The sequence below is a fragment of the Pseudomonas sp. RIT-PI-q genome, from assembly GCF_001297125.1.
Classification (GTDB): domain Bacteria; phylum Pseudomonadota; class Gammaproteobacteria; order Pseudomonadales; family Pseudomonadaceae; genus Aquipseudomonas.
Window position 1 is genome coordinate 28,349 of sequence record NZ_LHPC01000016.1, and the last position, 18,821, is coordinate 47,169.

General features: G+C 62.1%; 15 protein-coding genes and 1 pseudogene. 3 read left to right on the plus strand and 13 right to left on the minus strand.

The window, feature by feature from the left end; genetic code table 11:
• Positions 1-55: 55 nt before the first annotated feature.
• From mdcH to pilG, 13 genes are all read right to left on the minus strand, one after another.
• Positions 56-961 carry a malonate decarboxylase subunit epsilon gene (mdcH, locus tag AEQ67_RS03820; protein ID WP_059402564.1) on the minus strand — a complete coding sequence of 302 codons (906 nt, stop codon included), beginning with the start codon at positions 959-961 and terminating at the stop codon, positions 56-58.
• A complete protein-coding gene (locus AEQ67_RS03825) occupies positions 958-1,578 on the minus strand; it encodes a malonate decarboxylase holo-ACP synthase (protein ID WP_059402565.1) in 621 nt (206 codons plus the stop codon). The genes mdcH and AEQ67_RS03825 overlap by 4 nt, the downstream gene beginning before the upstream one ends.
• Complete coding sequence (mdcE, locus tag AEQ67_RS03830) at positions 1,572-2,375, minus strand: biotin-independent malonate decarboxylase subunit gamma (protein WP_059402566.1); 804 nt, start codon at positions 2,373-2,375, stop codon at positions 1,572-1,574. The genes AEQ67_RS03825 and mdcE overlap by 7 nt, the downstream gene beginning before the upstream one ends.
• Positions 2,372-3,214 (minus strand): biotin-independent malonate decarboxylase subunit beta, encoded by an 843-nt coding sequence (locus AEQ67_RS03835; protein ID WP_059402567.1) that lies wholly within the window; start codon positions 3,212-3,214, stop codon positions 2,372-2,374. The genes mdcE and AEQ67_RS03835 overlap by 4 nt, the downstream gene beginning before the upstream one ends.
• Complete coding sequence (locus AEQ67_RS03840) at positions 3,207-3,506, minus strand: malonate decarboxylase subunit delta (RefSeq protein WP_059402568.1); 300 nt, start codon at positions 3,504-3,506, stop codon at positions 3,207-3,209. The genes AEQ67_RS03835 and AEQ67_RS03840 overlap by 8 nt, the downstream gene beginning before the upstream one ends.
• Positions 3,506-4,381, minus strand: coding sequence for a triphosphoribosyl-dephospho-CoA synthase (locus AEQ67_RS03845; RefSeq protein ID WP_059402569.1), 876 nt, complete (start codon positions 4,379-4,381; stop codon positions 3,506-3,508). Before AEQ67_RS03845 ends, AEQ67_RS03840 begins: the two co-directional genes overlap by 1 nt.
• Positions 4,381-6,051 (minus strand): malonate decarboxylase subunit alpha, encoded by a 1,671-nt coding sequence (gene mdcA, locus AEQ67_RS03850; RefSeq protein ID WP_059402570.1) that lies wholly within the window; start codon positions 6,049-6,051, stop codon positions 4,381-4,383. The genes AEQ67_RS03845 and mdcA overlap by 1 nt, the downstream gene beginning before the upstream one ends.
• A gap of 214 nt (positions 6,052-6,265) precedes the next feature.
• Positions 6,266-6,721 (minus strand): chemotaxis protein CheW, encoded by a 456-nt coding sequence (locus AEQ67_RS03855; protein WP_059402571.1) that lies wholly within the window; start codon positions 6,719-6,721, stop codon positions 6,266-6,268.
• Positions 6,714-12,725: an Hpt domain-containing protein gene (locus tag AEQ67_RS03860; RefSeq protein WP_059402572.1), complete on the minus strand. Its 6,012-nt coding sequence runs from the start codon at positions 12,723-12,725 to the stop codon at positions 6,714-6,716. The genes AEQ67_RS03855 and AEQ67_RS03860 overlap by 8 nt, the downstream gene beginning before the upstream one ends.
• A 48-nt stretch (positions 12,726-12,773) precedes the next feature.
• Positions 12,774-14,831: a methyl-accepting chemotaxis protein gene (locus tag AEQ67_RS03865; protein ID WP_059402573.1), complete on the minus strand. Its 2,058-nt coding sequence runs from the start codon at positions 14,829-14,831 to the stop codon at positions 12,774-12,776.
• Positions 14,832-14,964: 133 nt separating this feature from the next.
• Entirely contained in the window at positions 14,965-15,498 is a 534-nt protein-coding gene (locus tag AEQ67_RS03870; protein ID WP_059402574.1) for a chemotaxis protein CheW, read from the minus strand.
• 10 nt (positions 15,499-15,508) lie between these two features.
• Positions 15,509-15,874: a twitching motility response regulator PilH gene (gene pilH / locus AEQ67_RS03875; RefSeq protein WP_008068134.1), complete on the minus strand. Its 366-nt coding sequence runs from the start codon at positions 15,872-15,874 to the stop codon at positions 15,509-15,511.
• A gap of 57 nt (positions 15,875-15,931) precedes the next feature.
• The gene (gene pilG / locus AEQ67_RS03880; protein WP_008152601.1) at positions 15,932-16,336 is read right to left on the minus strand and encodes a twitching motility response regulator PilG; all 405 of its coding nucleotides are present in this window, start codon (positions 16,334-16,336) and stop codon (positions 15,932-15,934) included.
• A gap of 242 nt (positions 16,337-16,578) precedes the next feature.
• Between pilG and AEQ67_RS36550 the strand changes: the two are divergent.
• From AEQ67_RS36550 to AEQ67_RS03890, 3 genes and pseudogenes are all read left to right on the plus strand, one after another.
• Positions 16,579-16,656, plus strand: a pseudogene (locus AEQ67_RS36550) (outer membrane lipoprotein carrier protein LolA); the annotation flags it as partial.
• Between the two features lie 39 nt (positions 16,657-16,695).
• Complete coding sequence (gene gshB / locus AEQ67_RS03885; protein WP_059402575.1) at positions 16,696-17,649, plus strand: glutathione synthase; 954 nt, start codon at positions 16,696-16,698, stop codon at positions 17,647-17,649.
• 64 nt (positions 17,650-17,713) lie between these two features.
• Positions 17,714-18,613 (plus strand): energy transducer TonB, encoded by a 900-nt coding sequence (locus tag AEQ67_RS03890; protein ID WP_059402576.1) that lies wholly within the window; start codon positions 17,714-17,716, stop codon positions 18,611-18,613.
• The last annotated feature ends 208 nt before the right edge of the window (positions 18,614-18,821 follow it).

The following is an 18,821-nucleotide window of genomic DNA, read 5'->3' on the forward strand; positions in this document are numbered from 1 at the left end:
GTGCATCGTCGAATGTTGTTTTTGTTGTTCGAAGGCCTGAGTCGGTGGTCTAGGGTTAGCGGCTTCCCTCCTCACGCAACAGCGCCTGCAAGGTGTCGAGCCGTGCACCGTCAAAAGCCATCACGGTGCCCTGCTCGAACACCCGGCGCGCCAGCCCGGTCAGCACCGCACCGGGCGGCAGTTCGATCTGTAGCCGTACGCCGCGCTCGTAGGCGCTTTGTACCGTGCCGCGCCAATCCACCACGCGGCACATGTTGAACGCCAAGTCGTCGCGCAAGGCTTCGATGCGGGTGACAGGCCGGGCGCGGCTGCCGCTCAAGTAACCCAGCGTCGGCGTTTTCAATTGCACCTTGGCGAAGGCTTCGGCCAGGGTTTTGGCGGGTGCGTCCAACAGCGGGCAGTGCGAAGGCACGCTGACCGCCAGACGCTTGGCCAGACCGGCACCGCGAGCTTTCGCCAACTCGGCCACCGCTTTCATCGCCCCGTCGCTGCCGGCAATCACCACCTGGTTATCAGCGTTGATGTTGGCCAGGTACACCGGCGTGTCGACGCTGTGAACCTGCGCCAGCAACCCTTCCACCGTCGCCAGCTCCAGACCGATGATCGCGGTCATGCCGTAGCCCTGTGGATAAGCCTGCTGCATCAGTTCACCGCGCAGGCTGACCAGATGCAGCGCATCGCTGAAATCCAGGGCACCGGCGACGACTGCTGCCGTGTAGGCGCCGATGGACAGGCCGGCGACGTAATCCGCTGTCAGAGACAGCTGGCGTGCAGCAGCAACGCCGGCGATCAACAGGCACAACTGAACCGCCCTCGTCGACTTCAACGCTTCAGCAGAATCCAGCAGCAAGGCGTCTTCGCCGAGGACTTCACTGGCCTCGCTCACCGTTTCCCGAGGCAAACGATGGAGCATGCCTGGCTGTTGCGCGCCTTGACCGGGGAACACCAGCAAGCTGCTCACGCTGCTTGCTCCTGCGGGTTCCACGGATCAATCACCAAGCAGGCTTCAGTGGCATTTTTCAGCAAAACCCGACGTGCAGAGCTGGCCCATTCGCGCAAGGCGACAGCACCGAATGGCGTCTGCAATTGCAGGTCCACCTGGCAGACAGTAGCGTCGAGAAATTTCACCATCTCGAGCGCTTGAGTACGCGCCAGCGGTTGCGGTGTACGCAGGATCAAGTCGAGATCACTGCGTTCATGCAAGGCTGCAAATCCGCTGGCCAACTCGAACCCGGCACTGCCGCTGACACCCCACACCCAACCGCTAGCGTCGAGCATTGGCCGCAGGTGATTCAGGGCACGCAGTGCTGGCAAATCCCGACCGATATCGACATGACAAAGCTCTTCCGGCTGCACCCGACGCGATATCGCAGCAGTCGCCATCGACGTCGCATAACGCTGCTCACGCAAACGCCCACGCACGCCGACCGCGATTTGATCCGGCGCGCTCAACGCACGCCGAACCACCACCGGTTGACCCGCGCTGATCGACTCGATCACCCACGAAGGTGCGTCCGCAGGGAGCTGCTCCGGGGTCACCCCCCAGAGCAGGTCGTGGGCCAGATACGTGTTCACCACTGTTCTCTCAGCAGTTGGCGAACCTTGCTCGATGCGGCGCGGTTTGCAGCGCCCAAACGACTGCTCAGATCACGTCCTTTAGCGGCAACATCAGCCACCGCCAGACTCAGGCATTCAGTCACGCGTGCCAGATCCGCCGCCGTTGGCTGCTCGATCTGCTCCACCGACAAGGTTTCCCACAGTAAACCGAGGCTGGAGTAGCTGTCGATGTCATACGCCATCGGCGGCACGCTGGCGGCCAGGGTTTCGAGTTCTTCGACGCTGCGCAAGGTCACCCGCGCCGCCGACGCCTTGCCCATCGCATGCACCATCACGCCGGGATCACGCAGCGCGATCAGCCGATTGGCCTGGTAACCATGAGCGAGAAACGCCCCGGACATCGCCTTGCCCACCAGCAGACCAATCACGGCGTGACCGGCCAGCCGGGCGCGGGCATAACTGTCTGCCGCACCGGCCAGTGCCTGATGAATCCCGAGCGCTTCTTCGCGCCGACCGTAAGCCTGACTCGGCACATCGACAATGGCGATCAAGGCACGTTTTTGCGGTTTATCCAGGTCGGCGGCAATGACTTCATCCACCGCCTTGGCCAGGCCCCAACCTTCCAGCAGACCGACTTCGCCATTACGAGCGCGGACGAAACGGTTGTCGGGATCGGCCACCACCGCGATGAAGCGAACCGGTTGGTCGCCCAACACGCCATCGGCCACCTTCAGTGAAGCGGGCAAACCTTCGACGGCGTTGGCGCCGGCACTCAAGGCGTTGAACCAGCTCAAGCCTCTCAGGGAATACGAACTCATGAGCGCTCTCCTTGATACAGATCGCGAACCGTCGCCGGCTCGATTTGTGGCTCGGCGTCCAGACGGGCCAGCCGTTGCAGGAACAGTTCGGCCTGTTGGCTGCGTGGCTGCTCAGGCAAACCCTGTTGCAGCAATTCGCTGATTTGCTGCTGAACCTGCGCCACGTCATCCGCGACAAAGCGATCCACCAAACCACTGGCGAAACGCTGCTCGCCACCGGTCAGGCTCCAGATGAAAGGACGATCACGGGAGTCGTATTCCTCAAGCCCGGCTTCCTGCTCGATCACTTGCGGACCGTTGAGGCCAAGGCGCGCTTCCTGGGTCACTAGCAAATAACTGCACAACCCGGCCGCAATCGACATGCCGCCAAAACAACCGACGCTGCCCGCAACTACGCCAACGACAGGTTGGTACTGGCGCAGGTCGACAATTGCCGCGTGGATATCGGCAATCGCCGCCAGCCCAAGGTTGGCTTCCTGCAACCGTACGCCACCGGTTTCCAGCAGCAGCACGGCGCGCGTCGGAGTGCCGTTGCGGTTGTCTTCGGCGGCCAGTTCCAGCGCACCGGCAATCTTCGCTCCGCCGACTTCACCGAGGCTGCCACCCTGGAAAGCGCCTTCGATGGCCGCGATCACCACCGGCAATCCACCGATGCTGCCCTTGGCGATCACCACGCCGTCATCGGCTTGCGGCACCACGCCCTGGCGCGACAGCCAGGGCGACATGACGCGTTGAAACGGGTCGAGCAATTCGCGGTAGGTGCCGGCGTCGAGCAGCGCTTTCGCCCGTTGTCGGGCACCGAGTTCGACGAAGCTGTGTTTGTTGAGGAGATCAGTCATGGCCGATCTCCTCGAAGCCTTGTTCCAGACGCAAGCGCACCACGCCCGGCGTCGCGCCGAAATCGTGGATATCGATGGCCATTGCCGGTGGTGTCTGGCCATCGAACATCCGCGCGAACAGATGCTGCCAGCGTTGTTCGGCGCCGTTGACCGAGGTCTGCACCTTGATCGTCAGCTTGCCGGCCTGACCTGGCTCGATCAGCACTTCCAGATCGCCCGAGCCGACACAGCCCACCAGCGTCTTGCCGCGTGGCGGCTGCCCGGCGGGGAATTCAAAGGATAAAGTTTCCATCACAAAACTCCCTGGTTGAGGCCGTCGCCAGACTCGATACGGTCGATGAACAGGCTGGCTGCGAGCAGGTCGGCAGCGCCACCGGGCGAGGCATTCAAATCAATCAGTTGTTCGTCCAATTCATGCAGACGGCGGCGGCCGGCGAGGCTGGCGCTGCCGCCCGCGTCGAGCACGGCTTGGGCGCCGAGTTGCATGGTCTGCAGGCCTTGCTCGCCGGCGCGGTACAACACGCAGGTGTCGGCCAGTTGAGTCATGATCGCCAGCAGCGCATCGAGCCGGGCGTTCTGCTCACCATGGCCCGCGGCGCGGCTGTGCTTGAGTTGCGGCAGGGCGCGTGGAATCACCGCCGGGAAGCCGAGTTGCGCTTCTTCACGGGCACCGCGTGCGCCGTAACGTTGCGCGACTTGGGCGCCGTGGCTGAGCGAACGTGGGGCGTAGCGGTCGTCGAGTAACGCCAGGCGTGCGGCGCGCAACGAGATGGCGCCAGCGCTGCTGGATTGAGGTTCCAGCGCAGCGGCGGCGACCAAAAGACCCAACGCCCAAATCGCCCCGCGATGAGTGTTCACACCGTTGGTGGTGGCGAGCATCGCTTGTTCGCCTTCACGCCCGATCAGGCCAATGGCTTCACGCAGCGGCAAACCGACTTCGCCGAACTCGACGGCGGCCTCCGCCATTTCCTTGAACGCCGGCCATAACGCCAACGCGGACGCGTGCATCAGCCCGAGGTGCAAATCGGTGTGGGCGCCATTGCCGCGACGGTCGACCAGCGCCGGTTTCGGCGACAGGTCCGCTTCGTCGATCAGCGCGTCCACTGCCAGGTCCGCCAGCCGTTCGGCCAGCGAGAGAGGTTTGGGTTGCAGGTTGAATGCGTGCATTACCAGCTCCTGAACTTGGCGGGCGGGTTGTAGAGGCCACCGGACCACTCGACCAGGTCCGCCACGCTTTTCGCCGCGAGCAGTTCACGGGTGGCGTCGGTACGACGGATGCCGAGGTCTTCGGGCAAGGCGATCAAACCTTCGCGGCGCATGCGCGCGGTGTCTTTCGGGTTGTGGCGCAGGCCGATAACGGTGACGCCTGCGACCGCAGCGATCATCGCCTGGCGTTCTTCCAGCGAACGCGCCTTGTACAGATAGGCGATGCCTTCTTCGGTCAGCAGGTGCGTGACGTCATCGCCGTAGACCATGATCGGCGCCAGCGGCATACCGCTTTTGCGCGCAACTTCCACGGCGTCGAGGGTTTCGACGAAGGTCGGTTTGCCGCCTTCCTGGAAGGTCTCGACCATTTGCACCACGAGTTTTTTGCCGCGTTCGAGCATCGGTTCTGGCGCGTCGGTGTGGCGCATGTCGAGCCAGGCTGGCGTGCCGTGGCGGCGACCGCGCGGGTCGTGGCCCATGTTTGGCGCACCACCGAAACCGGCCAGGCGGCCGCGCGTGACGGTGGAGGAATGGCCGTCGCCATCGACTTGCAGGGTGGCACCGATGAACAGGTCCACCGCGTATTGCCCGGCCAATTGACAGAACATCCGGTTGGAACGCAAAGACCCGTCGCGCCCGGTGAAGAACACGTCGGGCCGGGCGGCGATGTAGTTTTCCATCCCCAGTTCGGTGCCGAAGCAATGCACGCTTTCGACCCAACCGCTTTCAATCGCCGGGATCAACGTTGGGTGTGGATTGAGTGTCCAGTTGCGGCAGATCTTGCCTTTGAGGCCGAGGGATTCGCCGTAGGTGGGCAGGATCAATTCGATGGCGGCGGTGTTGAAACCGATGCCGTGGTTCAGGGACTGCACGTTGTGTTTTTCGTAGATGCCGCGAATCGCCATCATCGCCATCAGCACGTGTACGGGCTTGATGTGCCGAGGGTCGCGGGTGAACAGCGGCTCGATGTAGAACGGCTTGTCGGCCACCACCACGAAATCCACCCAGGAGGCAGGGATGTCGACGCGAGGCAGATCGCTGACGTCGTCCACCAACTGGTTGACCTGGACAATGACGATGCCATCGCTGAAGGCCGCCGGTTCAATCAGCGCCGGGGTGTCTTCGGTGCTCGGGCCGGTGTAGATGTTGCCGGCGCGGTCGGCCATGAAACCGGCCGAGAGCACGACGTTGGGAATCAGGTCGACCACCAGTCGCGCGTAGAGCTCGATGTAGGTGTGGATCGCGCCGATTTCCAGCAGGCCGTCTTCGAGCAATTGGCTGATGCGCAAGCTTTGGGTGCCGGCGAAGGAGAAGTCGAGCTTGCGGGCGATGCCGCGTTCGAACAGGTCCAGGTGCTCGGAGCGTCCGACGCTGGGCATGATCATGTGCAGGTCGTGCAGCTTGGCGGGATCGACCTTGGCCAGGGAGCGCGACAGGAAATCCGCCTGCTTCTGGTTATTGCCCTCCAGCACCACTCGGTCGCCGGGCAGGATCAATGCCTCCAGCGCTGCCACGATCTTGTCGGTGGGCAGAACTGCGCCGTCGGCAAAGCCTTTGACCAACTCGAGACGCCGCTGCTTTTCGCTGCGCCGCCGCGTCCATCGCGAGTCGGGGGATATTGTTGTTGTCATGACCACTCCACGGGTTCGCTGTCGTGGGGTCACATTAGGAGTGTTGGGTGGGAAGCATCAATCAAGCGCAGCGTTGGATCGTTACGCTCAGGGTAATGGTTGGTTGTGCTGACGCCTTCGCGGGCAAGCCTCGCTCCTACAAGGTCGCGGCGTACACATTTTCTGCGAACGGCATAAACCCTGTAGGAGCGAGGCTTGCCCGCGAAGGCGTCCGTCAGATTAGCCCGGCACTCACCAACAACCCCTCCAACCCCAACAAATCCGGCACTTTCGCCACTTGATCCCCGACCTGCACCGCCGCCTGTTCCAACGCACACAACGGCACATCGACGTAGCTCAACTGACTGTCCAACTTGTACGAGCGCGGAATCCCCTGCACCAGCAACGCGATGAATTTCAGTTCAGGTCGCCCGCCCAAGGCATTGAGAATGACGATCCGCGCCCGCTCGCCGATGACGATTTTCTGGCCGCACGCCGACTCGAAACTGAGCAGCGGAATCTGCCGGTCGCGCCACGTCACCCGGCCCAGATACCACGGCGGTGTATCCAGGTCGAAGGCGCCGGGCTGGTAGTCGATCAGCTCGGCAACGGCGACGTTGGGCAGGATCAGGTTGCGATCAGCCAAGGGCAGCAGCAGGCCGGTGAGGTTGCTGGTGCGGTGCTCAAGCATGGGTTTTGCTCCACAAGGCGATGCTTTCGAGCAGCACCGATTCCTGGTACGGCTTGCCGAGGTAGTCGTTGACGCCGATGGCCATGGCGCGGTCGCGGTGTTTCTGCCCGGTGCGGGAGGTGATCATGATGATCGGCAGGTGCTGCAAACGCTCATCGGCGCGCACCTGGGTCGCAACTTCGAAGCCGTCCATGCGCGGCATTTCGATGTCCAACAGCATCAGGTCCGGCGTGTGCTCTTCGAGCAGCAGCATGGCGTCGACACCGTCCTTGGCGGTCAGCACGTTCATGCCGTGGCGTTCCAGCAGACGGCTGGTGACCTTGCGCACGGTCACCGAGTCATCCACCACCAACACCAGCAGCGGTTTGTGCGGCTCGACCTCGACATCCTGAGTCAACGTGCGCTGCGGCACATGCGCCTGCATGGCGCGGATCGGTGCGAGTAAATCGAGAATCAGCACCACCCGGCCGTCACCGAGAATCGTCGCCCCGGACAGCCCCTGCACCGCCGCAAATTGTGGGCCGAGGCTTTTGACCACGATCTCCCGGGTCCCGGCCATGGCATCGACCTGCACGGCGATGTGGCGTTCATTGCACTGCACCAGCAACACCGGCAGCGGCAGGCTCTGCCCCAACAGTTTCGGACGGGTGCTGGTTTTCAGCAGTTCGCCGAGATAGCACAGTTCATAGTGTTGTCCGGCGTATTTGTAGGTCGGTGGATCGAGCCGGTAATGGCCTTCGAGTTCGTTGGGCAGCACGCGCACGATGCCGTCGATGGTGTTCAGCGGGATCGCGTATTGATCCTCCCCGCACTGCACCATCAGTGCCCGGTTGACCGACACGGTGAACGGCAGGCGGATACGGAAATGCACGCCCTGCCCGGGCACGGAGTCGATGCTCATCGTGCCGCCAAGTTGCCGGACTTCCTCGTGAACCACGTCCATGCCGACGCCACGCCCGGAGATCTGGGTGATTTTCTCGGCGGTGGAAAACCCCGGTTGCAAGATAAATTGCAGCACGTCGCGGTCGCTGATATCGCTGTCCGGCGCCAGCAAGCCGCGCTTGATCGCCTTGCGCCGCACCGCGTCAAGCGGCACGCCGGCACCGTCGTCGCGGATGTCGAAAATGATGTCGCCGCCCTCTCGGGACAGGTCGAGGGTGATCCGCCCTTGAGCCGGCTTACCCGCGGCGATACGCACCTCGGTGGATTCCAGCCCATGATCCACGGCGTTGCGCAGCATGTGTTCCAGCGGCGCGGCCATGCGTTCGAGAACGTTGCGGTCCATCTCGCCTTCGGCGTTGCCGACAATGAACTCCACATCCTTGCCCAGCTCACTGGACACCTGACGGACGATGCGCTTCAAGCGCGGCAGCATCCGTTCAAATGGCACCATGCGCGTACGCATCAGGCCTTCCTGCAATTCAGTGTTGATACGGCCCTGCTGTTGCAGCAGGTTTTCCGCGTCCTGATTGCGCCGCTCGAGGGTTTCCTTGAGGTCGAGCAGGTCGGAGGCGGATTCAAACAGCGCGCGCGACAGCTGCTGCAACTGCGAGTGACGGTCCATTTCCAGCGGGTCGAATTCTTCGTAGCCCAGGCGTTCGGCGTCGACTTGCTGACGGCTGAGAATTCGCCCCTGGGTTTCGGTATCGAGGCGGCGCAGTTGATCGCGCATCCGTTCGATGGTGGTTTCCATTTCGCTCAGGGCCACCCGTGCATCGTTGACCTGTTGTTCGATCCGGCCTCGGAAGATCGAGGTTTCGCCGGCCAGGTTGACCAGGTCGTCGAGCAGTTCTGCCGAGACCTTGACCATGTCGGCGCCAGCGTCGGCTTGCGGTGCGAGTGTCTCGGGTTTAGGCGCAGAGGATGCCACGACCGGTATTTCGGGCACCGCCGGGTGGCTGAAATTCTTGATCGCGTCGATCAGTCGATCAGCCGGTGGCAAGGGCTGACCGGCGCGGGTCGCATCGAGCATCTGTGCCAGTCGATCGTGACTGCTTTGCAACAGCGCGAACAACGCAGCGGTCGGTTGCAACACGCCCGCAGACAAGCCTTCGTAAAGGAATTCCAATTCATGGGCGAGGTCGCCGATCGGGCCGATTTCGACCATCCGCGCGCCACCCTTGAGGGTGTGCAGATCGCGCAACAGGGTTTCCATTTCCTGGCGATTCGACGGCTCGGCCTGCCAGCGCAGCAGCGCCGCGCCGGAGTTTTCGATGATGTCGAAACCTTCCTCGAGGAAGATCTCCAGCAGCTCCGGGTCATGGCCCGGTGAATCCTCACCCCGTGCAGGTTCGAGCGTTTCAGCCGCGCCGGGATTGCCCTTGCGGAATTCGCGAATGGCTTCGATCAGCTCACCCGGATCGCCCAATGGCTGCTGGTTGTGCATTTGTTCAAGCAACGCGGCGAGCCGGTCATGGCTCTGTTGCACCAGTTGCGCCAACGCTTCACTGTGGTTGTAGCGGCGATCGACCAGGCCTTCGTAAAGGCTTTCCAATTCATGGGCCAGGTCGCCGACCGGCTCGACCTCGGCCATCCGCGCACCGCCCTTGAGGGTGTGCAAGTCTCGCTGCAACGACAACAACGGCGCGGCGTTGTCCGGGTCGCTCAGCCAGCGCTGCAAGGCTTGGCCCGCGCTTTCGAGAATATCCACGGCTTCTTCGAGGAAGATCGAAACGATTTCATCGTCCAGTTCGACGGTGCGGTTTTCTGTAGGAGCGAGCTTGCTCGCGATGGACTCACAGGCGTCGCGTTTTTCCGATGACAACGCCTCATCGTTGACGTCCATCGCGAGCAGGCTCGCTCCCACAGGGGGTAGGGTGTTTTCCAGTTCGGCGGTGGCGTCACCCAAATCACGAATACTCAGGGTGCGGCTGCCGTCGCTGCGGATCAGGCCCATGGCCGACGGATCGAGGCTGGTGTCGAGCAAGTCGCGCAAGGCCCGGATACGTTCCGGTTGCGGGCTGACTTCCTGGCCGGCAGCCAGTTCGTCGAGCATGTTGATCAGCGCTTCGTGAGCACTTTGTGCCTCATGGAAAAACGTCTCGCTGACCGCCAGGCTGCTCTCTTCTACCGCGCCATACAGGTCGAGCAAGGCTTCGCAGAGGTCATCCACCGGGTGCAGGTCGGCCAGGTGCGCGCCTTCGCCGAGGGTGGTCAATTCGTCCAGCAGCGCGCTGAGTTCCTGACGCTCGCCGGGGTGCTGCTGCCAGCGTTGCAACAGGCTCTCGGCGTCCAGCAGGATGTCCATGCCCTGGGCGAGAAAGTTGTTGATCAGTTGCGGATCGCGCTTGGTGCGCAGTGCCGTGTGCGGCGCACTCAGGAGTGCTTGCAGACGTTCGGCCAACAATTGCCGGGTGCGCGCGATCAACGAAGGGGCGTCGGGAATCTCGGCCAGCGGATCGGTCTTGAGTTGACGCAAGCCGAGCCGGAACAGGCCTTCGGCTTCGAGCAGCAGTTCCACTTCGTCCAGGTCCAGGGCAATCAGGTGCGCCTTGTACTCACGGGCCAGTTGATCCAGCGACGCCGCGAGCTCGGCAATCGGCAACACGCCGGCCATGTAGGCGCTGCCCTTCAAGGTGTGCAACGCGCGCTGCAACTCGTCGCTGGCCTGCAACGGCACATGCTCGGCGGCTTGATCGAGGAAGCGGTTGAGGCTGTTTAAATGGGTCTCGGCTTCTTTGCGGAAGATCTCCAGCAGCAGCGGATCGAGGGCGGCGACATCCTGCGTGTCCTCATCACTGGCCTGCTCATCACCCTTGGCCAAGGCGTGCGCATGAGCTGCCAATTGATCGACATCGTTGCGCTGGCGTTGGGCATTGGCGGCGAATTCGGCCACCAGTTCCGGCAACAGGTTCAGCGCATCAGCCACTAGTTGCTGGACCGCAGCACCGGGGGCGACGCTGTGTTCGAGCACGCGATTGAGCAGGTTTTCCACGGCCCAGGCGAGTTCGCCGAGGACCAGTGCACGAACCATCCGGCCACTGCCCTTGAGCGTGTGAAAGGCCCGGCGCAATTCACTCAGGATCGACTCACTGTCAGGATTGGCTGCCCAGCGCGGCAGGTATTCGCGGAGTATCTCCAGGACTTCGTCGGTTTCTTCGAGGAAGACTTCCCGCAGTTCGTCGTCCACGGGTTCTTCACCTACCGGGGGCGGCAACAGGCTGCCGGGGGTGTTCAGGGCGGGCGGATTGACGGCGGAAACGGGACTGCCCAGCACCTCGGCCAGGGTCTGCACGACCTGAGGATCGTCGAGTGCCTGCTGCTCCTGCATGACCTGCGCTTCACTCGGGCTCAGTACATCCTCAAGCACCGGCACATGCTGCTCGCTGGGGAAAAAACCGAGTGAGGCGAGGCTCTTCTGCGCGACGTCGAGCAACTGTTCACCGGGCGCTTCGGGGTCGTCGCTGAGGCGCTCCAGGTAATACTCGATGCTGGTGACCACATCGGCCAGGCTGTCCAGTTCCTGCCAGCCGGGCTGGTCCGGTTCCAGCAGCAGATGCTCGCGGATGAAGTGGTTGCAGGCCTCGATCAGGCTCGCCGCACGGCTCAACGGAATCATCGCCAGCGCCCCACGCACCTGGGTCAGCAAGGCCGGCAATGGCTGCAAGTGCTGTCGGTCCCAGTCGGCGTCGATGTAGTCGACGATCATGTCCTTGGCCTGTTGCAGGCAGATGCGCGCTTCGCGGATGACGATCTGGTGAATCTGCGTCAGGTCGGTGGTCGGCAGGCGGCTTTCTTCCTGGCTTTCCGGTTCCACGGTGCCAACCATGCCGGCGAGGGTCGCCTCGACGTAAAGCAAGGCCCCGGCGACGTCCATGAGGATCGCGTCGTTGGGTTCGCGCTGGCCCTGGGCGAGGCTCAGCACCACCGCCAGTTGATCGATGATGACCTTGCGCGGCTGGCCGAAACCCAGCACCGCCAAGGTGTCGGCGATCTGACGCAAAGGCGCCAGCAGGCTTTCAAGGTCCGAGGTGTGCTGGCGGTCGCTGCGCACGAACAGGTCCAGGCGCTCTTTGACCCGCACCAATTCTTCACACAACGCCGCCAACACCGAACGCATGGCGTCGCGGTCGGGGCCAGCCAGCCGTGCGCGTTCTTCGTCGACCATTGCGCTGTCGGGCAGCGCGTCGTCCAGTCCGTAGCGATCTTTCATGGTCAGCATCTGCCCGGTGGGATGTTCGGCCTTGGCAATGTAAAACAGCAAACTCTTGAGCAGCTCCGGCGGCGCCGGTTGATTGATGCCGCGCATGCCCTGTTCGAGCAGGCGCTTGAGTTCTTTGTCGGCGTCCTTGAACAGGCTGCGCAGCGCCGGACTGTTGGCGATCGAACCGCTGCGCATGCCTTCGACCAGCGCCGAGGCGACTTGCCACAACGGGCTCAGCGGCGCGTTGCCACACAACCCTTCGAGGCGCGCGAAGACCTTGGCCAGGTAATCGAGAGTGGTCTGGTTATCCTGCTCACGCAGGAACCCGACCAGGGCCATTTGAAGCATCTGGCGCAATTTGCGCAGCACATTGGGCAATTCTGCCGGTTCCAGCAACGCCAACGACTCTTCGTCCAGCGCGGGCAATTCCGGCAGTTGCGGGCTGAACAGGCTGGTTTCCGAGAGCAGGCTTTCGCCACGGGCGCTGCGCAAGTCGTTAATCAACGGTAGCACCACCAGCGGCAGGTCACGGCGCGCGCCTTGCACCCGGTCAAGGTAAATCGGCAGCTGCCCAAGCGCCTGCATCAACAGGTGGATCGATTCGTCGCGATGGCTGACGCGATCCTGCTGCAAGGCGGCGGCCAGTTGCTCCATTTCTTCGGCGAGCAATGCCGCGCCGTAGAACTCGACCATCTGCAAACTGCCGTGAACCTGATGGATGCACGCCAGGCATTCACTGAGGGCGTGCGTCGCCTGCGGATCATCGAGCAAGGTTTCGATTGCCTGATGAGCCACTTTCAGTGTTTCGGCAATCTCGCCTTTGACCCACTCGAGGGCCACATAGTCGTGCCGATCACCCATAACCACTCCAGTCCCCACGCCAATCAAGAATCATCCGCCCGCAGGCATTCACGCTTTGTCCGCTGCCGTGGCCCTGGCGGCCGGCAAGGTGAAACCGGACACCGAACGCCGCAGCTGGCTGGCCATTTTCGCCAGGTTGCCGATGCTCTCGGCGGTGGCGGTCGAGCCTGACGACGTCTGCGAGGTGATCTGCTGGATCACGTTCATCGTCAGGGAAATCTGCCCGGCCGAAGACGTCTGTTGCTGCGCTGCGTTGGAGATACTCTGGATCAGCGCCGCGAGGGTCTTCGATACGCCTTCGATTTCTTCCAGGGCCACTCCGGCATCCTGCGCCAGACGCGCGCCGCGCACCACTTCGGTGGTGGTCTGCTCCATGGAAATCACCGCTTCGTTGGTGTCGGTCTGAATCGCCCGCACCAGGGTTTCAATCTGCCGGGTCGCGGCGGACGAGCGCTCGGCCAGCCTCTGCCCTTCGTCCGCCACCACCGCAAAACCACGTCCGGCGTCACCGGCCATCGAGGCCTGGATCGCCGCGTTGAGCGCGAGAATGTTGGTCTGATCGGCAATGTCATCGATCAGGCTGACAATGTCGCCGATTTCCTGAGAAGACTCGCCCAGACGCTTGATGCGTTTGGCGGTGTCCTGAATCTGCTCACGAATATTGTCCATCCCGTGAATGGTGTTGTGCACCACCTCGTTGCCTTTGTTGGCGATCTCCACGGAACGCTCGGCCACCGCCGAGGATTCCGCCGCGTTGGCGGACACCTGGTCGATGGACTGGGCCATGTCGTTGATCGCGGTAGAGGCTTCGGAAATCTGTTGCGCCTGATGCTCCGAGGCCTGGGCCAGGTGCATCGCTGTGGCCTGGGTTTCCTGCACGGCGGCGGCGACTTGGCCGGCGGTGAGGTTGATGGTCGCCACCAGATCGCGCAGTTGGTCCACGGAATAGTTGATCGAGTCGGCGATGGTCCCGGTGAAGTCTTCAGTCACCGAGGCAGTGACGGTCAGGTCGCCGTCGGCCAGGTCCTCGATTTCGTCGAGCAGACGCATGATCGCGTTCTGGTTGCGTTCGTTCTTCTCGGCGGTTTCGCGCAACTGGCGATTGGTTTCGCGCACCATCACCAGGCCAATCAGGATGATCGACATCAGCGCCGCCAGGCCCAGCACGTAGCCGCCAATGGTGTCGGTATCGCGCCCGCCGGCAAGGTTCTCGAAACCGGTGGCCAGGTGCGAGGCTTCGTCGAGCAGGGTTTGTGACAGGGTGAAAATGTTGCTCGCCGATTCACGCACCTTGAACAGCTCCGGCGAAGTTTCGAGGATTTCATCCACCGAGCCGGACACGAATTCGAACAGCTCGGAAATCTCGGTCAAGCGGGCGCGGGCATCGCGGTCTTCGACCTGGCTGACCCTCAGCGTCGTGTTGCCCTGAAGCATGCCGTTGAGCACCTGGCCAAAACGCGCGGCGTCGCGCCCGAAGGCGTCGGCAGCCTGTTGCGAGTTTTCATCACCGGACAACACGGTGTTCACCGCGCCTAGAATCCGTTCGGCCAGCAGCGACTGGCGCTGGGCCATCGCCACTTGAGTCGCCGGGGCGCCACGTTGTAGCAGAATTTCGACGACTTTCTCGTACTCGACCTGCAACTGCGGCACGGTTTCGGCCAGGGTCGCGGCAACCTGATGCAGGGACAACACGGTCTGTTCGCTGGAGAGGATCGCGTCGGTGTTTTTCAGCAGGCGCTCCCAGTCCAGCTGCACGGCGCGCATTTCCGGGCGCACGGTGGACGGTGCCGGCGGCAGGCCCGTGGATGGGTCGCCCTTCTTCAGATAACCCCAGCGCTGGGCGAAATCATTGCGCGCATCGCTCAGCAACTTGAACGCCGCCGCTTTGCCGGCAGCGGCTTCGGTGGCGTTCTTGGCAATGCGCTGGGACAACACGCGCAGCTCACCGGCGTGGGCGATGTACTGTTTGTCGTACGTGGCCTGGGTGTTGAGGTAAGCGAAGTTGGCGAACAGCAGCATGATGAAGACGATCAGCGCGATGAACAGCACGATGATCTGCGAGCGACTGCGCGACCCTTCTGGCTTGCCTGTTTTTGCTTTTATCATCGGTCCTCGCCTAATACAGCTCAATCCTGTGGGAGCGGGCTTGCCCGCGATTCAGGCGCCGCGCAATTACAGTTGCACCGCGTTATCGTTCATCGCGGGCAAGCCCGCTCCCACAAGGGCCGCGCTACGCCCGCTAAATGGCGACATGCATAAAGCTCTGGGATTGCACCAACGCAAACGGGCTGAACACCTGCCAGCTCTGCTCGCGCTGGAACCGGCCTTTGATGAACGGTGCAATCGGGCCGCCCAGGGTCTCTATGGGTTCAAGACTGTCCTGGGCAAAGTGCTGGAGGCCGAAGACTTCATCGACCATCAGCCCGGCAAACACGTCTTCATGCTCAACCACCAACACCCGCCGCTGCTTACGCACCGCCGACAGCTCATGACCGAAGAAGCCGCACAGATCCATGATCGGCAGCAGCCGCCCACGCAGGTTGGCCACGCCCTTGACCCAGGGTTTGACCCCCGGCAGCTGGGTGAAACGCGGCTCATGCAGCACTTCGCTGACTTCGCCCATGGGCGCGACGTACCAGTGTTCGCCCAAGCGAAAACCGATGCCGCTCCAGCTATCCTGCCGGGTCGGCTGGGACGGCAAGTCCGCCGCCAGCAGACGACAGCGCTGGTCGATCTGCAGCAGCAGTTCGAAAGCCGTCAGCGACGCGGTCATGGCCGGACGATCAACCGGCCAGCACGTTGTTCAGGGTCTTGATCAGGGTTTCTTCGTCGACCGGTTTGGTCAGGTAGTCCTTGGCGCCCTGGCGCGTGCCCCAGACCTTGTCGGTTTCCTGATCCTTGGTGGTGATGATGATTACCGGGATGTGCCCGGTTTCCGGGTCTTTGGTCAACTGGCGGGTCGCCTGGAAACCATTGAGGCCGGGCATGACGATGTCCATCAGCACCGCGTCGGGTTTTTCCTGGCGGGCCAGGGCCACGCCGTCGGCGCCGTTTTCGGCTTTCAACACTTCATGACCGTGCTTTTCCAGCATGCCGGTCAGTTTGTACATTTCAGTCGGCGAATCATCGACGATCAGAATACGTGCCATGGTCTTCCCCATTCTTGTCGGCGCCGGGCCCGCTGGCCGAGCGTCACTGTGCGTGTCCTACTGCGGCAAAACGGCGGCGAAGCCCGGTACATGGGCCTGGATCGCGTTCAGCAGTTCTTCCTTGCTGAAAGGCTTGGTCAAAAACTGGTCGGAGCCGACGATGCGCCCCTTGGCCTTGTCGAACAGCCCGTCCTTGGACGACAGCATAATCACTGGCGTGGACTTGAACGCACTGTTGTTCTTGATTAAAGCGCAGGTCTGATAGCCATCCAGGCGCGGCATCATGATGTCGACAAAGATAATGCCGGGATGATTGTCGGCAATCTTGGCCAGGGCATCGAAACCATCGATGGCCGTGATGACTTCACACCCCACATTCTTCAATAGCGTTTCGGCGGTGCGGCGAATCGTCTTCGAATCGTCGATCACCATGACCTTCAAGGCGCTGGAATGCTGTTCCATAAATGCTCTACCGTCGCCTTTGCGAATCAATTTGTCCGTTTCCGGGTAACCGGTGGCTCGAAACCCTTGTTGTTCAAGGGCCAGCACGACATGGCAGCCTTTTTAGCACAGTCTCCATGTCCAATCTATCGGGGGACCTTCGAGGTGGTTTTTCCTTGACCGGGAACACACTCAGCGCCACTCTGACGCCACTTTTATACGTCACTTTGGCCCGACCTACTGTAGGAGCGAGCTTGCTCGCGATGATCGTCAACGATAACGCTGATCGCCTGACACCCCGAGGCGCTCTCAGGTTTATCGCGAGCAGGCTCGCTCCTACAAAGGATCACCATTAGCCCCCAATTTTCGAGGAAAAACCCATGAGCGTTCGCGTCGGGATTGTCATGGATCCTATTGCCAGCATTTCCTATAAAAAGGATAGTTCGCTGGCCATGCTGCTGGCCGCACAGAAGCGCGGCTGGGAACTGTTCTATATGGAACAGCGCGATTTGTACCAGGGCGAAGGTGAAGCACGAGCACGGATGCGTCCGCTGAAGGTGTTCGCCAACCCGGAAAAATGGTTCGAACTGGAAGCCGAGACCGACGCGTTGCTGAGCGATCTGGACGTGATCCTGATGCGCAAGGATCCGCCGTTCGACATGGAGTTCGTCTACTCCACGTACCTGCTGGAACAAGCCGAGCGCGCCGGCGTGCTGGTGGTCAACAAGCCGCAAAGCCTGCGTGACTGCAACGAGAAGCTGTTCGCCACGCTGTTCCCGCAGTGCACGCCGCCGACCGTAGTCAGCCGCCGCGCCGACGTGCTGCGCGAGTTCGCCGCCAAGCATGGCGACGTGATTCTCAAGCCGCTGGACGGCATGGGCGGCACCTCGATCTTCCGTCACCGCGCGGGTGACCCGAACCTGTCGGTGATTCTGGAAACCCTGACCGCGCTCGGCGCGCAACAGATCATGGGCCAGGCCTACCTGCCGGCGATCAAGGACGGCGACAAACGCATCCTGATGATCGACGGCGAGCCGGTGGATTACTGCCTGGCGCGGATTCCGGCGGCTGGCGAAACCCGTGGCAACCTCGCGGCCGGTGGTCGCGGCGAAGCCCGTCCGCTGACCGATAAAGATCGCTGGATCGCCGCACAAGTCGGCCCGACCCTGCGTGAGAAGGGCCTGTTGTTTGTCGGCCTCGACGTGATCGGTGAGCACCTGACCGAAATCAACGTCACCAGCCCGACCTGCATTCGCGAGATTGATAACGCATTCGGCACCGACATTGGCGGCCTGCTGATGGATGCCATCGATCAGAAGCTCAAGGCTCGTTGATAAGCCAAACCAACATTGCGTTATCATGCGCGGCCTGTGAAAACGCGATGTTGGTTTCCTTGTTATGACCCTGCCGTCCGATCTGCCCGCTGAACTCGCCCATCGTGGCGTGCGCCCGGCCGATCGCCTCGGTTTTACCCTGTTTCTCGCGGCGTTGATTCACCTGGCCTTGCTGTTGGGCGTCGGCTTTACCATGGTCGAACCCAAGCAGATCAGCAGAACCCTGGAAATCACCCTCGCCACGTTCAAAAGTGAAAAGAAGCCTGAAAAGGCCGATTTCCTCGCTCAGGAAAATCAGCAAGGCAGCGGCACCCTGGATAAAAAGGCAATTCCCAAGACCACCGAGGTCGCGCCGTTCCAGGACAACAAGGTGCAGAAAGTCACGCCACCACCGGCCGCCAAGCCTGAAGTGCAGGAAGCTGCGCCCAAGGCTGCGGTAACGACTGTCGCGCCGAAGCCGAAAAAAGCCGCCGCAAAAACCGAAGAACCCAAGCCCGCCAACAAACCTGCAGTCGCGGCGCCGACGTTCGACACTGAACAGCTGTCCAGCGACATCGCCAGCCTGGAAGCGGAACTGGCCAACGAACAACAGCTGTATGCCAAGCGCCCGCGTATCCACCGCTTGAGTGCGGCGTCGACCATGCGCGACAAGGGCGCCTGGTACAAGGACGAATGGCGCAAGAAGGTCGAGCGCATCGGCAACCTCAATTACCCCGACGAAGCGCGGCGCAAGCAGATCTACGGTAATTTGCGGCTGATGGTCTCGATCAACCGCGATGGCTCGCTGTATGAAGTGCTGGTGCTCGAGTCCTCCGGGCAACCGCTGCTGGATCAGGCGGCGCAGCGGATCGTCAGGCTGGCGGCGCCGTTTTCGCCGTTTACCGGGGATTTGTCGGACATCGACCGGCTGGAAATCATCCGCACCTGGAAGTTTGCGCGCGGGGACAGACTCTCCAGCAACTGATCACCGCAAATCCCTTGTGGGAGCGGGCTTGCCCGCGATAGCGGTGTGTCAGACACCTGAATTTTTGAATGTACCGCCGCCATCGCGGTGTAGAAACGGATACATCCTTTACAAACGAAACCGGGGACATCCTTTACGTTTCTGTTGGCTTGAAAGGCGGCTTTCGCCGCTTTTCAACCTGCCTAAAAGGTAGTTGCAGAGGTAAATA

Bases quoted from the DNA above. Each gene is read 5' to 3' on its own strand.
- AEQ67_RS03870 (WP_059402574.1), bottom strand. From the start codon at position 15,498: ATGACCGCGTCGCTGACGGCTTTCGAACTGCTGCTGCAGATCGACCAG.
- AEQ67_RS03865 (WP_059402573.1), bottom strand. From the start codon at position 14,831: ATGATAAAAGCAAAAACAGGCAAGCCAGAAGGGTCGCGCAGTCGCTCG.
- AEQ67_RS03890 (WP_059402576.1), top strand. From the start codon at position 17,714: ATGACCCTGCCGTCCGATCTGCCCGCTGAACTCGCCCATCGTGGCGTG.
- pilH (WP_008068134.1), bottom strand. From the start codon at position 15,874: ATGGCACGTATTCTGATCGTCGATGATTCGCCGACTGAAATGTACAAA.
- mdcA (WP_059402570.1), bottom strand. From the start codon at position 6,051: ATGACAACAACAATATCCCCCGACTCGCGATGGACGCGGCGGCGCAGC.
- pilG (WP_008152601.1), bottom strand. From the start codon at position 16,336: ATGGAACAGCATTCCAGCGCCTTGAAGGTCATGGTGATCGACGATTCG.
- gshB (WP_059402575.1), top strand. From the start codon at position 16,696: ATGAGCGTTCGCGTCGGGATTGTCATGGATCCTATTGCCAGCATTTCC.
- mdcE (WP_059402566.1), bottom strand. From the start codon at position 2,375: ATGAGTTCGTATTCCCTGAGAGGCTTGAGCTGGTTCAACGCCTTGAGT.
- AEQ67_RS03855 (WP_059402571.1), bottom strand. From the start codon at position 6,721: ATGCTTGAGCACCGCACCAGCAACCTCACCGGCCTGCTGCTGCCCTTG.
- AEQ67_RS03860 (WP_059402572.1), bottom strand. From the start codon at position 12,725: ATGGGTGATCGGCACGACTATGTGGCCCTCGAGTGGGTCAAAGGCGAG.
- AEQ67_RS03845 (WP_059402569.1), bottom strand. From the start codon at position 4,381: ATGCACGCATTCAACCTGCAACCCAAACCTCTCTCGCTGGCCGAACGG.
- AEQ67_RS03835 (WP_059402567.1), bottom strand. From the start codon at position 3,214: ATGACTGATCTCCTCAACAAACACAGCTTCGTCGAACTCGGTGCCCGA.
- AEQ67_RS03840 (WP_059402568.1), bottom strand. From the start codon at position 3,506: ATGGAAACTTTATCCTTTGAATTCCCCGCCGGGCAGCCGCCACGCGGC.